Origin of the sequence: Carboxydothermus pertinax, from assembly GCF_001950255.1 — a bacterium.
Taxonomy (GTDB): Bacteria; Bacillota; Z-2901; order Carboxydothermales; family Carboxydothermaceae; genus Carboxydothermus; species Carboxydothermus pertinax.
In genome coordinates this window covers 35,168-57,617 of record NZ_BDJK01000006.1, presented here as the reverse complement: position 1 = coordinate 57,617, position 22,450 = coordinate 35,168, and the positions used below count along the sequence as shown (strand labels likewise).

General features: G+C 40.5%; 21 protein-coding genes. 3 read left to right on the top strand and 18 right to left on the bottom strand.

The annotated features are described in order from the left end of the window. Positions 1-13: 13 nt before the first annotated feature. From cpu_RS01675 to cpu_RS01665, 3 genes are all read right to left on the bottom strand, one after another. Positions 14-1,723, bottom strand: a complete 1,710-nt coding sequence (locus cpu_RS01675) for a multicopper oxidase family protein (RefSeq protein ID WP_075858263.1) — start codon at positions 1,721-1,723, stop codon at positions 14-16. Between the two features lie 275 nt (positions 1,724-1,998). Next, entirely contained in the window at positions 1,999-3,528 is a 1,530-nt protein-coding gene (locus cpu_RS01670; protein ID WP_075858262.1) for a solute symporter family protein, read from the bottom strand. A 3-nt stretch (positions 3,529-3,531) separates the two neighbouring features. Continuing rightward, positions 3,532-3,867 carry a DUF485 domain-containing protein gene (locus cpu_RS01665; protein ID WP_075858261.1) on the bottom strand — a complete coding sequence of 112 codons (336 nt, stop codon included), beginning with the start codon at positions 3,865-3,867 and terminating at the stop codon, positions 3,532-3,534. Positions 3,868-4,127: 260 nt separating this feature from the next. Here cpu_RS01665 and cpu_RS01660 point away from each other — a divergent pair, with 260 nt between their 5' ends. From cpu_RS01660 to cpu_RS01650, 3 genes are all read left to right on the top strand, one after another. Next, the gene (locus tag cpu_RS01660) at positions 4,128-6,023 is read left to right on the top strand and encodes a DUF294 nucleotidyltransferase-like domain-containing protein (protein ID WP_075858260.1); all 1,896 of its coding nucleotides are present in this window, start codon (positions 4,128-4,130) and stop codon (positions 6,021-6,023) included. A 13-nt stretch (positions 6,024-6,036) separates the two neighbouring features. Then, complete coding sequence (locus tag cpu_RS01655) at positions 6,037-6,705, top strand: 3'-5' exonuclease (protein WP_075858259.1); 669 nt, start codon at positions 6,037-6,039, stop codon at positions 6,703-6,705. A gap of 123 nt (positions 6,706-6,828) precedes the next feature. After that, a complete protein-coding gene (locus tag cpu_RS01650) occupies positions 6,829-9,876 on the top strand; it encodes an FAD-binding and (Fe-S)-binding domain-containing protein (RefSeq protein WP_075858258.1) in 3,048 nt (1,015 codons plus the stop codon). Between the two features lie 43 nt (positions 9,877-9,919). Here the strand turns inward: cpu_RS01650 and cpu_RS01645 are convergent, their stop codons facing one another. The 15 genes from cpu_RS01645 to nrdR all read right to left on the bottom strand — a co-directional run bounded on the left by cpu_RS01645 (position 9,920) and on the right by nrdR (position 22,443). Continuing rightward, positions 9,920-10,426 carry a DivIVA domain-containing protein gene (locus cpu_RS01645; protein ID WP_075858257.1) on the bottom strand — a complete coding sequence of 169 codons (507 nt, stop codon included), beginning with the start codon at positions 10,424-10,426 and terminating at the stop codon, positions 9,920-9,922. Positions 10,427-10,442: 16 nt separating this feature from the next. Further along, positions 10,443-11,183 carry a YlmH family RNA-binding protein gene (locus cpu_RS01640; protein WP_075858256.1) on the bottom strand — a complete coding sequence of 247 codons (741 nt, stop codon included), beginning with the start codon at positions 11,181-11,183 and terminating at the stop codon, positions 10,443-10,445. A 4-nt stretch (positions 11,184-11,187) separates the two neighbouring features. Next, positions 11,188-11,451, bottom strand: a complete 264-nt coding sequence (locus tag cpu_RS01635; protein ID WP_075858255.1) for a YggT family protein — start codon at positions 11,449-11,451, stop codon at positions 11,188-11,190. Between the two features lie 13 nt (positions 11,452-11,464). Beyond that, the gene (proC, locus tag cpu_RS01630) at positions 11,465-12,241 is read right to left on the bottom strand and encodes a pyrroline-5-carboxylate reductase (protein WP_075858254.1); all 777 of its coding nucleotides are present in this window, start codon (positions 12,239-12,241) and stop codon (positions 11,465-11,467) included. A 14-nt stretch (positions 12,242-12,255) separates the two neighbouring features. Further along, the gene (locus cpu_RS01625; protein ID WP_075858253.1) at positions 12,256-12,669 is read right to left on the bottom strand and encodes a cell division protein SepF; all 414 of its coding nucleotides are present in this window, start codon (positions 12,667-12,669) and stop codon (positions 12,256-12,258) included. A gap of 16 nt (positions 12,670-12,685) precedes the next feature. Next, entirely contained in the window at positions 12,686-13,369 is a 684-nt protein-coding gene (locus cpu_RS01620; protein ID WP_075858252.1) for a YggS family pyridoxal phosphate-dependent enzyme, read from the bottom strand. A gap of 19 nt (positions 13,370-13,388) precedes the next feature. Then, complete coding sequence (locus cpu_RS01615; RefSeq protein ID WP_075858251.1) at positions 13,389-14,330, bottom strand: biotin/lipoyl attachment domain-containing protein; 942 nt, start codon at positions 14,328-14,330, stop codon at positions 13,389-13,391. Positions 14,331-14,342: 12 nt separating this feature from the next. Further along, positions 14,343-15,002 (bottom strand): phosphate signaling complex protein PhoU, encoded by a 660-nt coding sequence (gene phoU / locus cpu_RS01610; protein ID WP_075858250.1) that lies wholly within the window; start codon positions 15,000-15,002, stop codon positions 14,343-14,345. Positions 15,003-15,004: 2 nt separating this feature from the next. Continuing rightward, positions 15,005-16,354 carry a two-component system histidine kinase PnpS gene (pnpS, locus tag cpu_RS01605; protein ID WP_075858249.1) on the bottom strand — a complete coding sequence of 450 codons (1,350 nt, stop codon included), beginning with the start codon at positions 16,352-16,354 and terminating at the stop codon, positions 15,005-15,007. Then, positions 16,351-17,046 (bottom strand): response regulator transcription factor, encoded by a 696-nt coding sequence (locus cpu_RS01600; RefSeq protein WP_075858248.1) that lies wholly within the window; start codon positions 17,044-17,046, stop codon positions 16,351-16,353. Before cpu_RS01600 ends, pnpS begins: the two co-directional genes overlap by 4 nt. Then, positions 17,024-17,854 (bottom strand): peptidoglycan editing factor PgeF, encoded by an 831-nt coding sequence (gene pgeF / locus cpu_RS01595; RefSeq protein ID WP_075858247.1) that lies wholly within the window; start codon positions 17,852-17,854, stop codon positions 17,024-17,026. The genes cpu_RS01600 and pgeF overlap by 23 nt, the downstream gene beginning before the upstream one ends. Beyond that, positions 17,854-19,368 (bottom strand): MBL fold metallo-hydrolase RNA specificity domain-containing protein, encoded by a 1,515-nt coding sequence (locus tag cpu_RS01590; protein ID WP_075858246.1) that lies wholly within the window; start codon positions 19,366-19,368, stop codon positions 17,854-17,856. The genes pgeF and cpu_RS01590 overlap by 1 nt, the downstream gene beginning before the upstream one ends. Before the next feature lie 86 nt (positions 19,369-19,454). Then, complete coding sequence (gene nrdG, locus cpu_RS01585) at positions 19,455-19,964, bottom strand: anaerobic ribonucleoside-triphosphate reductase activating protein (RefSeq protein WP_075858245.1); 510 nt, start codon at positions 19,962-19,964, stop codon at positions 19,455-19,457. Continuing rightward, the gene (nrdD, locus tag cpu_RS01580) at positions 19,964-21,982 is read right to left on the bottom strand and encodes an anaerobic ribonucleoside-triphosphate reductase (protein ID WP_234970165.1); all 2,019 of its coding nucleotides are present in this window, start codon (positions 21,980-21,982) and stop codon (positions 19,964-19,966) included. The genes nrdG and nrdD overlap by 1 nt, the downstream gene beginning before the upstream one ends. Next, entirely contained in the window at positions 21,979-22,443 is a 465-nt protein-coding gene (gene nrdR, locus cpu_RS01575; protein WP_075858244.1) for a transcriptional regulator NrdR, read from the bottom strand. Before nrdR ends, nrdD begins: the two co-directional genes overlap by 4 nt. Positions 22,444-22,450 lie beyond the last annotated feature (7 nt).

Sequence of the window (22,450 nt, the reverse complement as noted above, 5' to 3'; positions counted from 1 at the left end):
CAATTGTGCTATTTTATTTGTTTTGAGGAAAATGAAGCATATAGGTGAGAAAAAGACGTTTGCCGCAGTTAGCCGGGGGAGTTTTATTACAGTTAAAACACTGAGTGAATGAGTCATCAGGGCACTCCCCAGGAATTGGTTTACAAGGATTAAAGTTGTGATTAGGAAGTACTTCATAAAGTCTCATCATCTCATGATCCTCATGTTCGAGGAGATGACAGTGCCAAGGATATATTCCAGTAAATGGTCCAAAACGTGCAATGATGCGAGTTACCTCCCCGGGATTAGCCCGAACCGTATCCTTCCAACCCATCTCGTTTGGATCCGGTGGTTGAGGTGGCCCCACTTCAAGGTCAGGACTATTTGGATCTCCAGTAAACTTGGCGCGGTTTAAAATCTGGAATTGAACGAGATGCAAGTGAATCGGATGGGTATCAACTGTAGTATTGAACATCTCCCAAATCTCGATCGTACCATTATAGGTTTGCGTAATTGGTAATTCATCCCAATGCATGTTATTTAGTAAAAGTTTTAGGCGTCCAAATTCATCGGTACTTTCAACCAGAGTCATTTTTCTTATCATTACATCATCGTTAGGATTAAGACGTTCCAAGCAACTCAAAGTTTCTGGTATTTGACTTTTGTCAGGTTCCGAAACGCTTGATTTAACACGGAATTGCATAACATTCATTAAGTCTGGCGTTAGTGGTATACCTCCATCTGGGAAAGGAGTTGGGGCATCATTGGTAAGGATGAAGTTTTGTCCTGCATGAGAGGAAAAATCAATGATTACATCAGCGCGTTCACCTGGTGCAAGAGTAATTTCAGATACAGTAACAGGTTTTTCTAAAAAACCTCCATCTGTACCAATTTGAACGAAACTTAGGTCAGAACTTAACCGCATGCGGTAAAAACGAGCATTGGAACCGTTAAGGATACGGAATCGATATTTTCTTGGTTCGACTTCAAGGTAAGGCCATACTTTTCCGTTGACTAAAATCGTATTGCCGAAAAATTCTGGAACAACTGATGGATTTGGTAAATTTGGATCCACGGGTGGAGGAGGTTGTGGTGCTGGTGGGGGCTCATGGCCTGGCTGTGTTGGATAAAAGAGTTCACCATTAGTATAAAACGAGCGATCTTGAATGACTAATGGAATTTCATATTTTCCACAGGGGAGTTTCAATTTTTGTTCCTCTTCATCTCTAATGAGGTAGAAGCCTGCAAGTCCTGCATAAACGTTTAAGCGAGTGATTCCGAGCGCATGATCATGATACCATAGCGTCGTGGCACGTTGACAGTTTGGATAATAGTAGATTTTATGCACAAATTTTGTGCCAACATTTTCAAAATTTTGGGTAAACCATGCCTCTGGATGTCCATCATCTTCTGGTCGAACACGCCCTCCGTGTAAATGCACAACCGTCCTAACAGAAGGTTGGCATAGTTCTGCACCGTGTACAGTTCTATCTACTGGTAACAGATGCTCAAAAGGCAATTTATTTTCCCATTTGACAAAAATTGGACAATTCCTTTGAACTTCAAAGGTTGGTCCAGGATATATTCCGTTGTAACCCCAAACGGTAGTTGGCGGCAAATCACGATGTAATTTTTGCTTAAATTGCTTCATGGTTACCTTATAGAATGGGATTCCTTTGCATTTAGCTTGTGGTTTGATGACAGGCGGAATTGGTAATGGATCCACAAACTTTTCTAAATACATTTTCTGACCTCCTTTCTAAATAATTTAAAATAGCTCGCTATCCATATTATTCAAGTAATCATTTTTTGGCTACAACGATAGTCCTTTAAAGGAATCCCAATTTAACAAGGCTGAATACTTCCCGATATTTAATGCATCAAAGAGGAAAAATAGCCTACTGCCGAGTTGTTGTATAAAAAAAATAGACGGTTCTGTCAGGACCAAAAATGGCCACTGACAGAACCGCCTCCCTAACTCAGCACCTCTTGTAGGGTACCGCGCCAAAGTTTTAAGCTTTACATTTCGGCGCCAAGGCCGGTGTTGGCTCGAACCGAAAGTTCACTGAATTTTTCTTCCGCTACTTTTTCCTGCATCAGGTAGCTGCCAATGATGGCTCCTAAGAAGCCAACGGGAACGCTGATGATCCCAGGATTTTTTAAGGGAAAAATTGCCGCCTTACCCATTACATCCGGCCCAAGCATCACTAACCCCACCGATGCTATTAACCCAGTCAGGATTCCTAAGACAACTCCTCCGGTATTAAACCGCTTCCAGAACATTGAAAATACAATCACCGGCAAATTAGCGCTCGAAGCCACGGCAAAAGCTAAAGCTACCAGATGAGCAACATTCATTCCTTTGGCGATAATTCCAATTAGGATTGCCAGTATCCCTACCGAAAAGGCAGTAATCCTTGCTACTTTTACCTGTTCAGCCTCGCTAGCTTTTCCTCCTCTTAAGACGTTGGTGTAAAAGTCATGGGCAAAAGCAGAGGAAGCAGAGATAGTAAGGCCTGCTACTACCGCTAAGATGGTAGCAAAGGCAACGGCAGCGATAAAGGCTAAGAAAAATTCTCCCCCAACGGTTCCGGGGCCACCCCCAATATACTGGGCTAGAAGAGGGGCTGCCATATTGCCACCTTTATCAAAGTTTTTCACCACATCTTGACCCACAAAGTAAGCCGCCCCAAAGCCTAAAAAGGTAGTCAATATATAAAACACTCCAATTATTACCATAGCCCAAACTACCGATTTTCTGGCTTCCTTTGCATTGGGTACGGTGTAAAATCTAACCAGAATGTGGGGCAACCCAGCAGTACCAAAGATTAAAGCAATTCCCAGGGATATTTGGTCCAAAGGATTTTTGTACAAGTTTCCGGGCTCTAAAAAACTTTGGCCGTATTTTTGGGAAACGGCTCCCATAAATTTAACCAAGCTAAAATCAAAATGGGCTAACACGGCAATTGACAAGACAATGGTACCGGTCATTAAAAGTATTGCTTTAATAATTTGCACCCAGGTGGTTGCCAGCATCCCGCCAAACACCACGTATAAAATCATTAGTAAACCAACAACAATAATTGCCGTTTCGTATTTCCAACCCAGCAGGAGCTTTATCAAGTTACCCGAACCCACCATCTGGGCAATCATATAAAAAAGGCTGACGGTAATGGTGCTTAATGCCGCTACCGACCGAACGGTTTTGTTATTCATCCGGTAGGCTAAAACATCCGCCATGGTATATTTACCGGAATTCCGTAAAGGTTCCGCTACCACTAGCAAAACAGTAAGATATGCCACCAGCCAACCCACCGAATACATAAAACCATCATAACCATAAAGACAAATTAGTCCAGCAATCCCTAAGAAAGATGCTGCACTCATGTAATCGCCCGCTACTGCAATACCGTTCTGCCAGCCGGTGATGGAACGTCCTGCAGCGTAAAATTCTGTAGTTGTTCTCGTTCGTTTAGCTGCCCAATAAGTTATGGCAAGGGTAATAAGCACAATAATTAAAAATAAAATAAAGGCCAAATTAATTTTCATCCTTTAAGCCCCTCCTTTAATTTCTTTAATAATTTCCTCTGCCAGGGGGTCAAAAACTTTGTTGGCCTTTTGCACATAAACATAAGCTACAATCCAGGCCATGAAAAACTGGGATAGCGCAAAAAGATAAGCAAGATTAATGCTACCAATCACCTGCCGTTTCATAATTTCCGGGAAATACCCTACGGAAATCGGCAGTAAGAAATAATAGATGAGAAAGAAAATAACCCCCTTTACAATAAAACTTTTCTTTTCAGCCAGCAATTTCTGGTACTTAGGATGCTCGTCAATGTGGGAGAGTTTTTCCTTTAATAGTTGCTGCTCTCGTAAATGTTCCATAATACCTCCTCCTTTCCGGGCTTTAGCCCTTGTTTTATTAATAAGATATTATTTTTTAAATTTTCCGACAATTGGTTCTCCTTAAAAGGTTTCATTTTAACGTTAAACTGCAAAAATTTGAGCTTTTAACTTTAAAGCATTTTTCAAAAAAGCAAAACGCAGTTAAAACGCTTTTTTTGGCCGTTTAGGGTATTTTTAGTGACAATTAATTTCCGAACTTTTATATTTAAAGAAAAATCACTTAGAGGGAGGTGCTTTTATTGTCTGGAACCTTATCCCATATTTATCCTTTTTCTTTATTGCCGGAAAATCTACTGGAAGAATTAAGTAACACCCTTACTTGCCGTAACTACCAGCCCGGTGACTATATTTTTCGGGAAAAAGAGCCCGCCAGAAACGGCCTTTTTATAGTTTTTAACGGCATATTAGAAATTGTGGTGACCAGCGAACGCGGTCAAGACCTCGTAATAAGTCTTCGCCGCCCCGGAGAGTTTTTTGGAGAAGCGGTACTATTTAGCGGTGAACCTTACCCTGCAGGTATTCGGGCTGCAACAGAAGCGGTAGTAGGTTTTATACCTAAAAATATCTTTTTAGAGGTTTTAAATAAAAATATAGCCTTTACCGCCGCTTTTAATAAAATTCTTACCGACCGCCTTCGGGATTTATACTTAGAAATTTCCCGGGAAAGTCAAATGGAATCTTATTCCCCATTAAATATTACCAAAAAAGCTTCCCAGCTCATGAATGCAGAAGTCGTTAAAGCAACTCCCGGTGAGTCCCTAAAAACAATAGCCAATTTAATGGCCCAGAATCAGGTAAGCTCGGTAGTTATCGTAGACAACTATAATCGCCCCTTGGGAATTATCACTGAACATGACTTGGTAAGAAAGGTTCTAGCTGAAAGCAAAACCCCCACCGACTCTCTAATAGCTTTAGATATAATGAATAAAAATCCGGTAACCATAAGCCCTGATGCTCATTATTCCCAAATCCTGTTAGAAATGATTAAAAACCAAGTGCGTCACCTTTTGGTAACCGAAAAGGAAACGCTTCTGGGTATCATTACCCTAAAAGACTTATTAAAAAGCCGGGACACAGGTACCATAACTATTGTTAATTCTCTGGAAACAGCCAATAGCCAAAAAGAAATCAAACAGGGGTTAAAAGATGCTGAAGGAGTTTTAACCGCTCTCGTTTCTGAAAAAGCCGGGATTGCCGAAATTTATAAAATTATGACGGAATTTTTTGACCGGGCTTACCGGAAAGCGGTAGAGTTGGCACTTGGTGAAATGGAGAAAGAGTTTGGTCCTCCTCCAGCAGAGTTTTGTTTTATTAATATGGGAAGTGCAGGACGGGAAGAGCAATATTTACGCACAGACCTGGACAATGGTCTTCTTTGGGATAATCCTAGGGAGGAACCAAAAATAGTTCAAGATTATTTTTTAAAGCTTGGCAGGAAGATAAATGACCTTTTGCTAGCTACTGGTTTTAGCCCCTGTAAGGGTGGGGTAATGGCCAGTAATCCTTCCTGGAATGGTCAAATAGTAAATTGGGAACAAAAACTTCTTAACTGGTTTTTAAATTTAACCGGTGAAAATATTCGCCTTTTTTCAATCTTTCTGGATTTTCGTCCTATCTACGGTAATTTCAATTTAGCCGAGAAATTAAAAGAATTAGTTTTAAATCAGCTTTCCGAGACGCCTGTAGTTTTTTATCATTTAGCACGGGATGAATATTTAAATAAAGTACCCTTAAACGTCTGGCATTCTTTTATAACCCCAAAATCCGGCCCCAAAAAAGATATGCTGGATTTAAAAAGGCAAGGAACAATCCACTTTGTTGATTCAATCCGCCTTTTTGCTTTAAGGGAAAAATACTATTCCTCAAGTTCCACCTTAACTCGTTTAAAATTTTTGGAGACCAGAAATATCTTTTCGCGGTCAGAAAATGAGAATTTTCAGTTTGCTTATGAAACGTTATCATTATTTAGAATTAAAGAAAATTTAAGCAAAATAAAAGTAAATCTGACCCCCACCAATTTAATTAACCCCTACCACCTGCCGCGAAAAGATCAACTTTTACTAAAAGAAGCTTTTATTTACGCCCAGAAACTTCAGCAATTAACCGCTACTGCCTTTCGCGTTACTGCTTTTTAGAGGAGGAAAAAATATGATTAAATCGCTGAAAAAATTTTTTGATATTAATCAAAGCCCCCTTCGCCCAAAAATTGACAGCCTAAATGCCTTTTTGCCTTATGATATTCCCCTTACAAAATTAAACTATACAGTGATTGACCTGGAAACAACAGGTCTTAAACCCTACCAAGGGGATGAAATTCTTTCCATTGGAGCAGTTAAAATTAGCAACCGGAAAATTTTACGACCAGCTTTTCATGCTTATGTTAACCCCCAGCGGGAAATACCTGAAATAGTGCAAAAACTCACCGGAATACGGCAGAAAACGGTGCAAAACGCTCCACCCCTAAAGAAAACTCTAGACTCTTTTTTGATGTTTTCCCAGAACTCGGTTATTGTGGGGCATTCGGTAAATTTTGATCTTGCTTTTTTAAATAAACATTTAAGTATCTGGACAGGAAAAAAATTAAATCCCCGGCTTTTAGATACTGTTGATTTAGGCTTGTACCTTTTCCCCCGGGAACCAAGTTACTCCTTAGAACATTTTGCCCAAAAATTTTCTATAAGTCTCAAAGGAAGGCATACCGCTTTAGGAGATGCTGTAATTTGTGCTAAAGTTTTTCTGAACTTTTTAAAGATACTGGAGAAAAGAAATATAAATACTTGGTGGCATCTTTTTCGAGAAGTTTATAAAGTATTGTGAAATCTTGAATTTTCCCCTTTACTTCTTCTTCTTATTTCACTTTTCGCCACCTCCAACTTCATATTGACAGCGAAATTTTTTTGCAGTATACTTAAAGTAGCCTAATAAAGGGAGGAAGGAGCAATGGTGGCGGAAAAGAGAAGTTTTTCACAATTCGAACAGGCCGAACTGCAACGAAAGTTCGGGTCCAGGGTAAACTTTAATTACAATGAGATTATCTTATATGACCATGACGTTGGTGCTTTACCAAGCCTAATTAAACCACTGGTAGGTAACACCACCCCCGCTGGTATAGTCCAGCCGGAAAACGAGGAAGAATTAATCTGGCTTTTCCAGTGGGCAAGAAATAAGAAAATTCCACTTACTCCAAGGGCTTCCGCCTCATCCGGCTACGGCGGAGTTTTACCAGTATTAGGCGGATTGGTTATTGACTTATCCCGTTTTAACAAAATTATTACCCATGATGAAAAAGCCCAGACGGTAACGGTGCAGGGCGGAGTAGTATGGAAAGATCTAGAATATTATTTAAGTTTTTACGGCCTTGCCCCAAGGTTAGTTCCAACTAGCGCACCGGCTTCAACAGTGGGGGGCTGGGTTGCTCAGGAAGGTTCTGGGATTGGTAGTTATAAGTACGGTTGGTTTAAGGAAAATGTTGTTAGCGTCAGAGTTGTACTGGCCAATGGTGATATTAGGAATTTTTCCGGAAAAGATTTAGATATAATCTTTGGTACTATGGGTACTTTAGGGATAATCACCGAAGTTACCTTAAAAGTTAAACCCTTAAAAGATACGATAGTGGTTGCAGCTAATTTTAAATCAGCAAAGGATTTGCAAAGCTTTATTAATGATTTAGGTAAAAGTGGTCTTGATATCTGGCATGTTGGTTTTATCAATCCAACCGCCGCTGAACTAAAAAATCAGTTACCTCCCAAAGTACACCACGGTCACGAAGAAAAGGGACCTGCTCTTCCCAAAGGCTTCATTACCCTTGTAGCTTTTGAAGATAGCAGCATTGGTCAAAAGGTGGAGAATCTTGCCAGCAAAAATGGCGGCCAAATTCTACCGGCAGAAATTGCCCAGCATGAGTGGGAACAGCGGTACAATCCTATGAAAGTAAAAAGAATCGGTCCCTCTTTAGTTCCCGCAGAAGTAGTAATTCCTAAATCTCAATTAAGTGAAGTTTTTGAAGAATTCGAACGCTTGATCTCGCTGCCTTTAGTAATTGAAGGTACCGTTGTTGCCGATAAAGAAATAGTGCTTTTAGGCTTTATACCTCATGATGAACGAAAGTTTTCCTTTAACTTCGCCTATAGCCTTTCTTTAACCGTTTTAAAAACGGCGAAAAAGTTTGGCGGAAGAAGCTACGCTGCTGGCTTGTATTTAGCCAATGAAGCCCCGTCAGTTTATGGAACAAGATTACAGAAAATTAAAGAGTTAAAGGCCCAAGTAGACCCCGATGGTCTTTTTAACCCGTTAAAACTTGAAGGCAAAGGTATAATTAATACTGTAATGTCCTTGGCTAATACTTTTGAAGGAATTGCCAGGTGGTTTGGTAATAAAGCCAAACCGGATTTTGGTGAAAAATTTGCAGCTAAAAACGGAATACCGGGAAACGTCGCCTGGTATGCGTATGCTTGTGCCCAGTGCGGTTACTGTCGAAATGTCTGTACCCTGTATGACGGTCGGGGCTGGGAGTCGGCAAGCCCCCGGGGTAAGTGGTCGTTCATTCGTAAAGTTATGGAAGGTAAAGCTAAGTTTGACCAAAAAATGGTCGATACTTTCCTCCTCTGTACCACCTGTGAAAAATGTGACTTTATTTGTCAACTGGATTTACCCATTGAACCGTCCTGGGGCGTTTTACGGGGCGACCTTATTATGGAAAAAGGTCATATGACCTTCCCGGCCTTTGAAATGATGGCAGCAAGTTTGCAAAAAGACATCAATATTTGGGCGGGCTTTAGAGAAGACCGGGATAAATGGGTTCCCGAAGATTTAAAAGGCAAAATTAAGGATAAAGCAGAAATCGCTTACTTTGCCGGCTGTACCGCAAGTTATGTGGAAAATGATATCGCCATAGCTTCAGCTCGTCTTTTAGATGCCGCCGGCATTGAATTCACCTATCTTGGTAAAGATGAAGCATGCTGCGGGATACCTATGCTAGTCTCCGGTCGCTGGGATGTCTTCCAGGAAATTGTAAAGCATAACATTACCGAAGCCAAAAAACGGGGCGTTAAAACCGTGGTTACCTCCTGCCCCGCCTGCTGGTTGTCCTGGCATGACCTGTACCCTGAATGGGCAAAAAAGCTTGGTTTAGATTACGACATTGAAGCCAAACATTATTCACAAGTTTTAGAAGAAAAAATTAAATCCGGTGAGCTTAAGTTTACCCATGAGGTTAAAGCCCGGGTTACTTTCCATGATTCCTGTCACATCGGCCGGGCCGGTGGAGTGTATGAACCGCCGCGGGAACTTATAAAAGCTGTACCAGGGGTAGAATTTGTGGAAATGGAACACAACCGGGAAAATGCTCTCTGCTGCGGTAGCGTTTTAACCCGGATTGGGGAATCCCACCCCACTTCTGATAAATTAGGCGGCAAACGGGTAAACGAAGCAGTAGCGGTTAACGCCGATATGCTTTTAGCCCTATGCCCCTGCTGTCAGTTCCAACTACGGGTCGCTGCCAATAAAAATAATATCGATATGCCTGTAGTGGATTTAGCCTCCTTTGCCGCAAAAGGCTTGGGAATTGAGCTTCCCAACCCAACTCCTTATGCTTTAGAACTCTGGGCAGTTTTTGAAAAAATGATTGCTCTAATGACTCCGGAAGGCTTTGCGGGAGTAATGAAAGCTCTCTTCCCGCAAATGTTTAAGGCTATGCCCGGCTATATGATTGGTATGATGAAAGTAATGCGGGCAATCCCCGGTGGACTTTCCCTAATGAAGCCCATGATGCCCAAGATGATGCCCATGTTAATGCCAATGGTTATGCCAAAAGTTATGCCGGATATGCTGCGGGAAGTGGAAAAAAGAATCCCCATGCCCGACTATATGAAGCAGCAGATGCCTAATCTTATGCCCGCGGTAATGGATAGGTTAATGCCTAAGATGTTACCGGATGTAGCAAAACTGGTAACCGATGATATGATTTCCTATATTAAAACAAGCTTATAGAAAATTTTAAAACCCCTGCAGTTTTTCCTGCAGGGGTTGATTTTTATTGCTCTTTAAGAGTTAAAGCATCTTTTGGTTTTAGCTGGGATATCTGTTGATCCTTAGCATTTAATTCCTTTTCTCCAACTTCATCTAAATAACTTAACAGCATTGCCTTAAATTCCCGTTTGAACCTTTCAAATTCTTGAGTTAAACTTTCATATTCATCTTTTATTTTTTCTACTTCCATTTTCGCCTGACTTATCATTTCGTCCCTTTGGTTCTGAGCCATTTTAATTATGACTTCTGCTTCTTTTCTGGCATTTTCAGTTATCTCGCCCGCTGTTTTTTCGGCAACTACTAAGGCTTGATTAATCCGATCTTCCAGTAACTTAAACTGGGCTATTTGCTGGTCTTTAACGTCAATTAGTTCTTTTAAACGCTGGTTCTCAGTAATTAGTTTTTCCATATCCTGGGCTACCATTTCTAAATAATTGTCCACCGCTTCCGGTTCATAGCCCCGAAATACCCGTTTAAATTCCTTTGCCCTTATTTCCAGCGGTAGCTGCATAAGAACCCTCCCCAGCTTATAGATATCGCTTTAAAACTACTTTACTCCGTCCGCTTTTACTAGTGCCCGCAATCTCTAAAACTTCTACTCTTCCCCGCCCTCGTAAAGAAATCACATCTCCGGGCGCTACTTCATAGGAAGGTTTTACCTGAAGTTTCCAGTTAACGCGTACCTTCTGCCCTTCGATTTCTTTTACCATCTGGCTTCGGGAAATTCCAAAGCCACTGGCGCCAACACTGTCAAGCCTTAAGGACTTTACAAAAGCGATTACCTCCCGGGTTTTAGCCTCGGGTAAAAGGAGTTCTTCTCTTACAATTTCACGCACCGTAACACCCACCCGGTGGACTTTATCCACTTCTTGGATAAGATATGGTACTAAATCCCGGTCGAGAATCACTTGACAGCCGTTAGGAATAATAATTAAATCCCCAATTTTTTCCCGTTTTATACCTGTAGCCAGGATTGCCCCTAAAAAATCCCGGTGGGTTACCGTTTGAAACTTAAAATTACCACTTATTTCTAAAAATCCGATGTTTAACTCCACATCTTCGGGAAATATGTAATTCGGGAAAAAAGCAAATCGTACCCGCTCAGCGTTAGGATAACCACCATCTACCTTATAATTTACTTCGGGAAATTTTTGTAGCCTTTCCCGGGTTAAGGCTGCCATTGCTGGATCTAAAAAATCGGTTAGCACTACCCGTCCCTTGTTAGCCTGAGACAGCATATCGTCTATTTCTACTTGAGCAAAATCCATGCCATCACCCCAACATTAATAAAAGCTGTAGCAGTAACATTCTTATAACTTCTAAGACAAAAAAAGCTGCTATTGGTGAAAAATCAATCATACCTACCGGTGGAATAATCCGGCGAAAAAGATTTAAATAGGGGTCGGTTAAAGATGTTATAAAAGATACAATAGGTGAATAAGGATTTACAGGAATCCAGGATAGTAAAATCCTTATAATTATAAGCCAGCTGTAAATATTAAATGCTATATTTATAAAATCTATTAAAAAATTCATGTTTCACCTCAATCTAGGTAAGATTTTTAGCCCGTTCAAAAGCCATTTCCAGGCAATCAGCAAACATTCCCCGAAGTCCTTGTTTTTCTAAGGCATAAAGTCCTGCCGCCGTTGTACCCCCGGGCGTTACCACCGCATCCCGAAGCTCTCCCGGATGAGCTCCACTTTCTTTTAACATCATCGCCGCACCAATAATTGTTTGCACAGAAGCTTTACGAGCTATATCCCGAGGAAGTCCCAGGCGCACTGCCCCATCAATTAACGCTTCAGCCACAAGATAAATATAAGCCGGACCACTTCCGGACAAGGCAGTAATTTGGTCAAAATATTTTTCGTCGAGAAAAACTACTTCCCCTAAAGGTGTAAATATTTCAGCTAATAATTTATCAGCTTTTGACGGGGTAATTGCTGTAAATCCCTGGCTAATTAAAGCTGGAGTATTAGGCATTACCCGCACCACTTCACAATCCTGGGGAACTAATTTGGAAATTTTTTCTAGAGTAATTCCTGCCGCAACCGAAACCAGAATTTTCTCCGATAAGTAAGTGGAAAACTCTTCTAGAAGTTTTTCAACTAAAAAAGGTTTTACCGCTAATATTATTACTTCAGCTTTCTCGATTAGTTCTTTATTAGAAACAATTTCTGCTTTATCACTAAAAGGTTTTAGTTGCTCACTTTTTTCATCGGCTAAATAAAGTTTACTAAACGCCGGTGGCTCTTTTTTTATAAGTCCTTTTGCTATGGCACCACCCATTTGACCTACTCCGATAATACCAACAGTTGGTTTCATTGCTTCTCCCCCATTTATTTAAATAGACCCATAAAGTTTTTGTCCCGAAATTCTTTTAGTTCCCCTTCTATTAAAACGTTTTGTGGGGCAAACAAATAAATTTGGGGATTTATTTTGTGTAAATGTCCACCCAAAGCATAAGTTGTTCCCATTAAAAAATCAATAACCCTGCGGCCTAACTCCCCATCAATTCGCTCTAAATTCACCACCACCGGATTTCCTGACTTTAAACTGTCTGCTATAGCCTGTACCTCATCAAAAGTCCTCGGTTCAAAAACCATCATCTTTAACGTGCTTTTACCCGGTAGGGGAACTAAATTGGGCCGATTTTTTACTTTTTTTGCCGGTTCTTCCTCGTAAAACTCTTCCCCTTCTTCTTCATTTAAACCAATAAAATTTAACACTTTATCCAAAAGCCCACCAGACATCAGTTAACCCTCCCCTTTAATAATTTCGCTCCCCGAAAAGTAAAGTTCCCAAACGAATAATATTTGCCCCTTCCTCTACTGCTACTTTATAATCATTAGACATACCCATAGACAGGTACTGTAGTTTCTCGTTAGCTGGGTCTAAAGCCTTTAGTTTTAAAAAAAGCTCTCGCATCCCTCGAAAAACAGGACGAACTTCTTCGGGATTGTCCACGTAAGGCGCTACCGTCATTAGACCAGATACCTCAAGGTTTTTAAAGTTTTCCCGAGCTTCCAAATAAAAATCCACTACTTCTTCGGGCATTAAACCAAATTTAGACTCTTCTTTTGCCATATTAACTTCTAAAAGAACCGGAACGACAATCCCCAAACGATAAGCCCGTTTATTTATTTCCTCCGCCAAGTTATATCGGTCTAACGAATGAATTAGGGAAACCTTCCCCAGAATCTTATTAATTTTATTGGTCTGTAAGTGACCAATAAAATGCCACTCTAAATTAGGAAGCTTTTCATATTTTTCTAAAAACTCTTGAACCTTGTTCTCACCAAAAGCCTCCACTCCCGCTTGACTTGCTTCCTTAATCCTTTCTACATCGACAGTTTTTGTAACCCCTAGAATTTTTACTCTGTTACCAGGTTTCATTGCGGTAATCCTGGCAATTTCCTGTTTTATTTCCTGAAGCTTTTGGGAAATATCCATGGCTTTTCCTCCACCCTTTTTATGTGTTAATATAAATCTTGTCCCCCGGTCGGACAAGAAAAGGACGGATAAGATATTTCTTTCCTAATAATTCGTCCTTACTTTCCTTTTCTCCTTCTACCAAAACATTATTTTCAAAGTTCTTGATAATTTTTACCGGAGTAAGCACTACTTCTTCATTTTTTAAGGTATAAAGATAAGTTTTATTGGCAATCGACCTTAAAGCCGATTTGGGAACCAAAAAACCACCCTTTTCAGAGGTATTCACAAATACCTTTACTTTTCTTAATTTCAACAGTTCATCGGGATAAAAGGGAAGGGAAAACAAAGCATTCCCCGAAGAAAACCTTAAAAACTCCGCTTTTACCTCAAGATCATCATTAATTTTAATTTGATAATCCTGGCCTTCCCTAAATAACCCTTTTTTTTCTACCCCCGGTAGAGCTAAAATCACAGTATCTAAGTTATCAATAATCTTCCCCACCGGTTGCCCTTCTACCACCTCATTTCCCAGAACCGTAGGTTTATAAAGCTGGAAAATTTTTTCTGGGTTAATATTTTCCAGATTATCAGGACCTATAAATTCCAACCCATCAGTTACGGGTACAAATATACCATTCATTGGGGCTTTCATTTTAGTTAAAGCGTGATTGGAAGTATCCTCTATCTCCAGTACAATATCCCCTTTTCGAACTTTACTCCAGGTTTTTTTAGTCTTAATTATCCCCGAAGCCTGGGCATAAACCAGCACTTCTTTTTTAAAAAGATAGCCTTCTCCCTTTATCCCTTCTTCTATTACCTGCCATTCAAGATAACCAACTGGGTTTAAGTACTGTACCAAAAGGTTTTTCCCAAAGTTTAAAAAAATAAAAAAGATAAGAACCCCAAGCAAGCTGTAAAAAAAGACAGCTTTATAGGATTTCTTTTTCCTCTTAAATGCTACCACTTTTCTCGTTGGCATTTTTTCCCCCGTTTACAGGTTTAAATCATAGCGTTCACCGGTAACTAAGTAAATTACCGCTTCGCCAATATTGGTGGCATAATCCGCAATCCTTTCCAAAAAACGAGCTACAAATAAAAGCGATGTAGCCTGAGCGATAGTTTTTGGGTCCTCCATCATGTAGGTTAATAACTCCCTAAACACCTGCGAGTAAAGGTGATCTACCTCATCATCTAAAGAACACATATATTTGGCTTTCTCCACATCAGAACGGACATAGGCATCTAAACCGTCTTTAACCATTTGTTGGGATATTTTCGCCATTCGCGGAATATCAACCAAAGGCTTTATTAATGGTTGCCCAGCTAACCTTTTAGTAACCCGGGCAATATCCACCGCATGGTCTCCCATCCGTTCTAGATTGGTTATAATTTTAATCCCGGTAATAATTCGCCGTAAATCCCGGGCAATTGGCTGCTGGGTGGCAATTAGTGTAACCAGGCGGTCTTCAATTTCTGTTTCTAACTGATTAATTTCTTGATCTCCGATAATAATCTTTTGGGCTAAATTAACATCCTGTTTAGCTAAAGAATCCACCGCATCATAAATCGCTCGCTCTACCATACTTCCCATCCGTAAAATTTCTTGTTCTAACTCGTTTAGCGCTTTATCAAAATTTTGACGAACTGTCATCGCTAATCCTCCTTTTGCTGGGTTATCGGTAAACTAAAACCAAAGGTGCTCCCCTCTCCCACTTTGCTCTCCACCCAAACCTTTCCGTTATGAAGGTCAATGATATGCTTGACAATGGCCAGGCCCAATCCCGTGCCCCCCAGTTCCCGGGAACGGGCTTTATCAACCCGATAAAATCGTTCAAAGATGCGCTTTTGGCTCTCTTCAGGAATCCCAATTCCTGTATCCTTAACCGCAATTTCTACAAAGGGTTCCTTTACTTTAGCCAAAAGCTCAATTTTCCCCCCGGTAGGAGTATACTTTATGGCATTATCTAAAAGATTAATTAAAACCTGACTTATCATATCTCCATCGGCTAAAACCGGAGGTAAATCATCGGGAACAGTGGAAACAAAACTAAGTCCCTTTTCTTCTAAGCGACTTTTAAATAAAAGTTTCATTTTCTGCACCAAATCATTAATATTTAATGGTTTTGGAGCAAAATCAACTTTTTTGGCTTCTATTTTGGATAAGCTTAATAAATCATCAATTAAGCGGGTCAGTCTTTCGGTTTCACTGTTCATTATTTGTAAAAAATGCTTGGCAATAGTTTTATCTTCTAAAGCTCCATCTAAAAGAGTCTCCAAAAAACCTTTTATAGAAGTTAAAGGGGTTCTAAGTTCATGAGAAACATTAGCGATAAACTCACTGCGCATCTTCTCCAGTTTCCGCTCTTCTGTTATGTCATCAAAGACCACTACCAGACCAACCTTTTGGTCTTGCTCATCTTTTAAAGGAGTTGCATGGATTAAAATGGTTTTGGAGTTGGGCAATAGAAATTCAATCTCCCGGGACATCTCTTTTAAATTAGCAAGGGATTCGGCTAAAAATTTTTCTAGTTCATAATTGCGGATTACTTCTAATAATGGTTTAGGTTCACCGGTAAAGTTTAACTTGCCAAAGAGTTTCTCTAAACCTTTATTAACGAGAATTACCCTGCCTTCCCGATCTAAAACCATTACTCCAGCATTTATCCCCGCTAAAATAGCCCGAAGCCTATTTTCCTCTTCTTTTACTGTTTTTTTACAGTTCTCCAGTTGTTCTAATAAATAATTTAAATTGTCGACGATTTTGCCAATTTCATGGTCATTGTAATAGCTGATTTTCGAATACTTTCCTTCCCGCCAAGAGGCTGTAAATTTATTTAATAGCTCAAGTTTTTTGTTAATCTTATTAATAAAAGCACTAAAGATAGCATAACCAATAGCTAAGACCAGTAGCCCATCCAGTAAAGTTATTACTCCTTCTTTTGTAAGGAAAAATACCACCCAATTAAAGAAAAAAAGTAATAATAGCCCTAGCTTCATCCTCATTTCTTTTCCTCACCAAAGCGATAGCCAACTCCCCGGACCGTTTCAATATATACCGGTTCTGCGGGGTTGTCTTCGATCTTCTGCCGGATATGCCGGATATGGACATCTACTGTACGGGTATCCCCTAAAAACTCGTATCCCCAGATTTTTTCTAGAAGATACTCCCGGGTAAATACTTTGCCAGGGTTACTGGCTAAGAGCTTTAAAAGTTCAAATTCTTTGGGAGTAAAATCCATTTTTTGTCCTTTAACATAGACAGCAAATTTTTCCTGATCAATGACAATATCCTTTATTTTAATAACACCTTCTTTTTTGCCTTCCCGTCCTTCCAATCTTCGAAGTCTTGCTTTTACCCTGGCCACCAGCTCCCGGGGGGAAAAGGGTTTAACCATATAATCGTCGGCACCAAGTTCTAGGCCTAAAATTTTATCTACTTCCTCCCCCCGAGCACTTAGCATAATTATAGGTATCTCAGCAGTTTTTTCGTTATTCCGGATATTTTTACACACTTCAAGCCCACTCATTCCCGGAAGCATAATATCGAGAATAATTAAATCCGGTAACTCCTTTTTGATAATTTCTAGGGCCCGTATACCATCGTAGGCTTCTAAAACTTTATAACCTTCCCGCTCCAAATTAAATTTTATTAATTCCACAATAGGTGTTTCATCATCCACTACTAAAATTTTCATCTAATACCTCCTTTTTTATGATCCCAGCAGCCATCCGGCCAGTTACCCCAAAATCCCGGCGATAAGAAAAAAAGAGGTCTTTATTGCAGGAAGTACAAAGGTTAATAAGCTCAATGTTTTGCGGCCGAATTCCAGTTTTAATTAATATTTCGGAATTTATCTCCCAAAGATTTAAAAAGTTTTTTCCATCCTTCCTGATCACCCCGTTTTTAAATCCCCGGTTAGAAAAGCTTTGGGCTACATCATCGCCAACTTCGTAACAGCAAGGGCCAATAGCCGGACCAATACCGCAAAGAATATTTTCTAGCTTTGCCCCCAATGCAACAAAATTTGTAACCATCTTACCCCCAATTTCCTGAAGAGTACCCCGCCAGCCGGCATGGGCTACCCCAATAATAAAGGGGGTTGGTGACAAAAAATATAATGGCACACAGTCAGCATAAAAAGTCAACAGGCCAAGGTTTTTCTCCCGGGTAATTAAACCATCGGTCTTTTTAAGAGCAGAAGACAAATCTTTCATGCCCCGGCCTCCATCGGAATAATCCACCAAGGCAATATTGTTCCCATGCACTTGTTCGGCCACTATAAAACTATTAATTTCTAAATCCCAAATACTTGTTAAAAGTTCCCGGTTTTTAATTACAAGATCACGGCTATCTCCTACATGCAGAGCCAAGTTTAAGCTGGTATAAGGGCCGGTACTAAAGCCACCTATTCTAGTAGTAAAAAAGGCATCTACACCAAAATCCCGAAACTTCTTAAAGAAAAAAAGCTGTATTCTCTTTTTTTCCTCTAGAATATACTCCATTAATTTTCTAACTCCCCAATTAATTTTTCCAGTAAAGCTTTAGCATTTGCACTTAGTTTTTTGGTTTTTAATAAATTAATTCCTTTATCTATTAACATTTTCTCCGGATCTCCAGTTAAATCTCTAAACAAAGGAATTGTTTCCTGGTAGTGGGGAAGATAGCATGGTACTTGATATTTTTCTTCAATTAACTTTTTTAAAACCAGCCTTGACTCTTCTTCACCATGCACTAGATAAATTAATGAGGGTTTTTGTCTAAACTTTCCAACAAACTCTAAAAGTTCTTCTTGATCAGCGTGGGCTGATAAACCATCATAATGGTATATTTCCGCTTTTACCGCTATCTCTTCACCCATAATTTTAACCTGTTTTACCCCATCTAACAACTTCCGGCCCAAAGTATCTTGCGCCTGATATCCTACCAGTAAAACTGCCGATTCTTTCCGCCATAAATTATGTTTTAAATGGTGGCGAACTCTTCCAGCATCCGCCATACCCGAAGCCGAAATAATCACCGCCCGATTTATATTATTTAGTTTTACCGAATCTTCCTGAGTTATAGAAAAATACAGCCGGGGAAAAGTTAGGGGGTCATCTCCATGGCGAAGTTTTTCCTGATATTCTCCATTAAAAAGCATTGGATATTTTTTAAAAAGTTTAGTTATTTCCACCGCTAAGGGGCTATCAATATAAACGTCTACTGGCGGTATTTCTTTATTTTCCACCAGGTCGTTTAAAATATAAATAATATCCTGAGTGCGTTCCATAGCAAAGGCCGGGATAACCAAATTACCATTTCTCCTGTAAACTTTCTCAATTATGACTTTTAAAAGACCCCTTAAATCCCCTTCCTCTGGGCGCACCCGGTTTCCATAAGTACTTTCCAGCAAAAGAAGATCCGCGTGGGAAATAGTTTCCGGTTCCTTCATAAAAGGTCTACCATTGCGGCCTAAATCCCCTGAAAAAACTACTTCCCGCGTAATTCCCGCATCGTTAAAAGTTAGTTTAATCATTGCCGAACCCAGGATATGGCCTGCATCAAAAAAAGTCACTTCTAAACCTGGAAGGGGTGAAAAGGGTTTTTCAATTTCAACCTTTTTAAAGTAAGGTAATGCCAAAAACGCGTCCTGGGCGGTATATATTGGCTCAATCTCCGGCTTTCCTGCCCGTCTTAGCTTTCTATTTTTTCTTTCCACTTCAATTTCCTGAACGTGGCCACTATCGGGTAGCATTACTGCTGCCAGCTCTACAGTTGGTTCAGTAGCGTAAATAGACCCCTTAAAGCCTTGTTTTACAAGTTTTGGAATTAGCCCTGCATGGTCAATATGAGCATGGGTAAGCAAAAGAAATTCTATTTCCGACGGGTTAAAAGGAAAGTCGCCATAATTTCTTTCTTTTATCGCTTTAGAACCCTGAAAAAGTCCACAATCCACCAAAAACTTTCGCCCTTCAAAGGAAAGAAGATAACAAGAACCGGTAACGGTATCAGCAGCACCATAAAAGGTAATCTCCATAATTATATCCCCCAACCTTCTTTTTTTTCTATCTTACTCCCTAATTTTGGGTGTGTAAAGAAAAAAAGGAGTAAATCGCAAAGAATTTACTCCCACTGGCACTCAACTATTTGTTTTTGGCTAAAGGTTTTCTTTAAATCAATAAACCGCTGGTTAGAAGAACCCCTGAAAGGAAGTTTAAGGTTTTTTAAGTCTTGAAGAAACCTTCCATCAACTAAATAATCAGCTGTTTGCAAAATTTCTAAAACCTCCGGCTTTTTTTCGCTAATTTTCATTAACTCTTCAAAGGTATAACCAGTATAAATTACCGTATTTCTCCCAAGATCAGCCACTTTAAGTACAAGTTCCAGTAAATTCTTTTCCTGTAAAAATGGCTCTCCTCCGGAAACGGTTAAGCCGGCAAGCAGAGGGTTATTGGCAATAAGTTCTAAAATCTTCTCACTATCGATTTCATAACCGCCTGAAACATCCCAGGTTTCCGGATTATGACACCCTTCACACCGGTGGGGACATCCCTGAGTATAAACAACCAAGCGTATCCCCGGACCATCGGTTACACTTTCCCGGGTAATACCAGCTATCCTTAGTTTAGCCATTAGCCCACCCCGTGAGGTCTGCGGTCATAAAGCTCGGCAAGTTTGGCGTCGTTAAAGCGATCAACGGTGCTTAAATAACCGGTAATTCTCCTCACCCGCCGAATTTGTTCCCCACCGCAAGCTGGACAAGTTTCAGCAATTACCCCAAGGAATCCACAGCTTTCGCAAAAATCAAGAGGATAATTAATACCGGCATAACCCATATCGTTCTTCGCCATATGTTTTATTACAGCTTCCAAGGCTTCCAGGTTATTAAGTGGAGGAGCCGAAAATTCCACATAACTTATATGGCCGCCGTTACAATATTTATGGTAGGGCCCTTCAATTTCAATTTTCCGAAAGCTTTCTATGGGATAAGATACGGGTACGTGAAAAGAGTTGGTATAGTAAACTTTATCGGTAACCCCAGGAATATTCCCAAATTCTTTTCGGTCCAAAGCAGTAAATCGTCCTGCTAATCCTTCCGCCGGGGTAGCCAATAAAGCAAAATTAAGGTCTGTTTCCTCGGAAAACTCATCAACTTTTTCGCGCATGGTTTTTACTATTTTAAGACCAAGTTCCTGGGCTTGGGGACTTTCCCCGTGGTGTTTTCCTGTAAGTAAAATCAAAGTTTCGGCAAGGCCAATAAAGCCAATGGAAAACGTCCCCTGCACTAAAGCCGGCAAAATTGAATCTTCAGGACCTAAATTTTCCGAGCCTAAATAAATTTTTTGTCCCATTATAAACGGTAAGTCTTTTACTTTTAAACCTTTAAGGACTTCAAGTCGGTGGAGAAGCTGCCGTTTCCCCATCTCCATTAACCAGAAAAGTTCCTGCCAAAAAGCTTCTAGGTTGCCTTTAGCTTTAAAAGCAAGCCGCGGAAGGTTTAAAGTTACCGCTGCAATATTTCCGCGCCGTTCGGTGACCTCGGGGCCACGCCGGTTAGCCATTACTCTGGTACGACAGCCCATGTAGCTTACCTGATCTCCATACTGCTGATTAAAACTACTATCCATAAAACTAAATGTAGGATTAAGCCTTTTGGCCGCCACCCGTAAGGCCAGCTGGAAAAGGTCGTAATTTGGATCCCCTGGCTCAAAGTTTATGCCTTTCTTTAAGCGAAAAATTATGTTGGGAAAAATCGGGTTTTCCCCCCGGCCAAGGCCTCTCTCAAAGGCCAGTAAAAAGTTCCTGGTTACTTTTCTTCCGGCCTCACTGGTATCAGTCCCAAGGTTTATACTGCTAAACACCACCTGATTGCCAGCGCGGCTGTGCATACTGTTTAAGTTATATATAAATGCCTCCATTGCTTGATAAATTTCATCTTCTGGAGCATCGCCCATAAAAGCCGCCATATCCCTATCAAAAAAAGGAAAGCTTTGCCCTCCATACATATCATTTTGGGCACTTTGCAACACAATAGCCGCTAAAGCCGCCGCACTTCCGGGGCGCTTGGGGGGGCGGATATAACCATGCCCGTTGTTAAAGCCTTTTTCTAAAATTTCTTTTAACGGGTGCTGCAGGCAGTTAATAGTTTTAGCATAGTAATCTAAGTCATGGATATGGTAATCCCCCCGCTTATGTAAAACTGCCAGTTCTTCGGGAATTAAACGGGAGAGGTAATACTGTTTGGAAGCTGCGCTGGCAATTTGGTACATTTTAGCCGCAGGAGAATGGCCAATATTGGCGTTTTCCCGGCTGGTTTCGACCAAAATATCTGCTACCGTATCCATTAGCTCCGACTTTCCTTCCCGAATGGCCGTTCTTTTCGCCCGGTATAAAATATAAGCTTTGGCGGTTTTCGCATGACCGTTTTCAATTAAAATTTTTTCTACCGCATCCTGGACATCTTCCACGTTAAAAAGATTGCCGTTAAATTTACCTTTTAAATAACCTAGTACCTGCAAAGTCAGTTTTAACGCCGTCTCCCGGTCCTCTCCGCCCACCGCTTGGGCAGCTTTAAAGATCGCCTCGGTGATTTTATTACTATCAAAAGGTACTATTCGACCATCTCGTTTGACAATTTCAGTAAACATCATTTATCCTCTCCCCCGTTTAATAATTTTTTCAGCTCTTCTAAAAAAGAATTTACATCTTTAAACTGCCGGTAGACCGAAGCAAAGCGAACATAAGCTACCTCATCAAGTTTCTTTAAACGATTCATGACCATCTCGCCAATTTCCAGGCTTGTGACTTCTTGTTCCATCCGGTTTTTTAATTCCCTTTCAATCTCTTCTGCAATTTCCAGAAGCCTGTCCTCGGCAATAGGTCTTTTTTCACAGGCTTTTAACATTCCGGTATAAATTTTGTGCTTATCAAAAAGCTGTTTGGTCCCATCTTTTTTTACCACAATTAACGGCCGGTCATCCAGCCGTTCATAGGTGGTAAATCTTTTACTGCAGTTTTCACACTCCCGGCGCCTTTTAATAGCAAAGCCGTCCTCCGCCGCCCGGGTATCAACTACCCGGGTATTTTCACTACCGCAAAAAGGGCATCGCAACTTCCTT

Bases quoted from the DNA above. Each gene is read 5' to 3' on its own strand.
- cpu_RS01645 (WP_075858257.1), bottom strand. From the start codon at position 10,426: ATGCAGCTACCGCTGGAAATAAGGGCAAAGGAATTTAAACGGGTATTT.
- pgeF (WP_075858247.1), bottom strand. From the start codon at position 17,854: ATGGAGTATATTCTAGAGGAAAAAAAGAGAATACAGCTTTTTTTCTTT.
- cpu_RS01615 (WP_075858251.1), bottom strand. From the start codon at position 14,330: ATGCCAACGAGAAAAGTGGTAGCATTTAAGAGGAAAAAGAAATCCTAT.
- pnpS (WP_075858249.1), bottom strand. From the start codon at position 16,354: ATGAGGATGAAGCTAGGGCTATTATTACTTTTTTTCTTTAATTGGGTG.
- cpu_RS01675 (WP_075858263.1), bottom strand. From the start codon at position 1,723: ATGTATTTAGAAAAGTTTGTGGATCCATTACCAATTCCGCCTGTCATC.
- cpu_RS01635 (WP_075858255.1), bottom strand. From the start codon at position 11,451: ATGAATTTTTTAATAGATTTTATAAATATAGCATTTAATATTTACAGC.
- phoU (WP_075858250.1), bottom strand. From the start codon at position 15,002: ATGACAGTTCGTCAAAATTTTGATAAAGCGCTAAACGAGTTAGAACAA.
- cpu_RS01620 (WP_075858252.1), bottom strand. From the start codon at position 13,369: ATGGATATTTCCCAAAAGCTTCAGGAAATAAAACAGGAAATTGCCAGG.
- cpu_RS01600 (WP_075858248.1), bottom strand. From the start codon at position 17,046: ATGAAAATTTTAGTAGTGGATGATGAAACACCTATTGTGGAATTAATA.
- cpu_RS01650 (WP_075858258.1), top strand. From the start codon at position 6,829: ATGGTGGCGGAAAAGAGAAGTTTTTCACAATTCGAACAGGCCGAACTG.
- nrdG (WP_075858245.1), bottom strand. From the start codon at position 19,964: ATGGCTAAACTAAGGATAGCTGGTATTACCCGGGAAAGTGTAACCGAT.
- cpu_RS01665 (WP_075858261.1), bottom strand. From the start codon at position 3,867: ATGGAACATTTACGAGAGCAGCAACTATTAAAGGAAAAACTCTCCCAC.
- nrdD (WP_234970165.1), bottom strand. From the start codon at position 21,982: ATGATGTTTACTGAAATTGTCAAACGAGATGGTCGAATAGTACCTTTT.
- cpu_RS01655 (WP_075858259.1), top strand. From the start codon at position 6,037: ATGATTAAATCGCTGAAAAAATTTTTTGATATTAATCAAAGCCCCCTT.
- cpu_RS01640 (WP_075858256.1), bottom strand. From the start codon at position 11,183: ATGGATTTTGCTCAAGTAGAAATAGACGATATGCTGTCTCAGGCTAAC.
- proC (WP_075858254.1), bottom strand. From the start codon at position 12,241: ATGAAACCAACTGTTGGTATTATCGGAGTAGGTCAAATGGGTGGTGCC.
- cpu_RS01670 (WP_075858262.1), bottom strand. From the start codon at position 3,528: ATGAAAATTAATTTGGCCTTTATTTTATTTTTAATTATTGTGCTTATT.
- cpu_RS01590 (WP_075858246.1), bottom strand. From the start codon at position 19,368: ATGGAGATTACCTTTTATGGTGCTGCTGATACCGTTACCGGTTCTTGT.
- cpu_RS01625 (WP_075858253.1), bottom strand. From the start codon at position 12,669: ATGTCTGGTGGGCTTTTGGATAAAGTGTTAAATTTTATTGGTTTAAAT.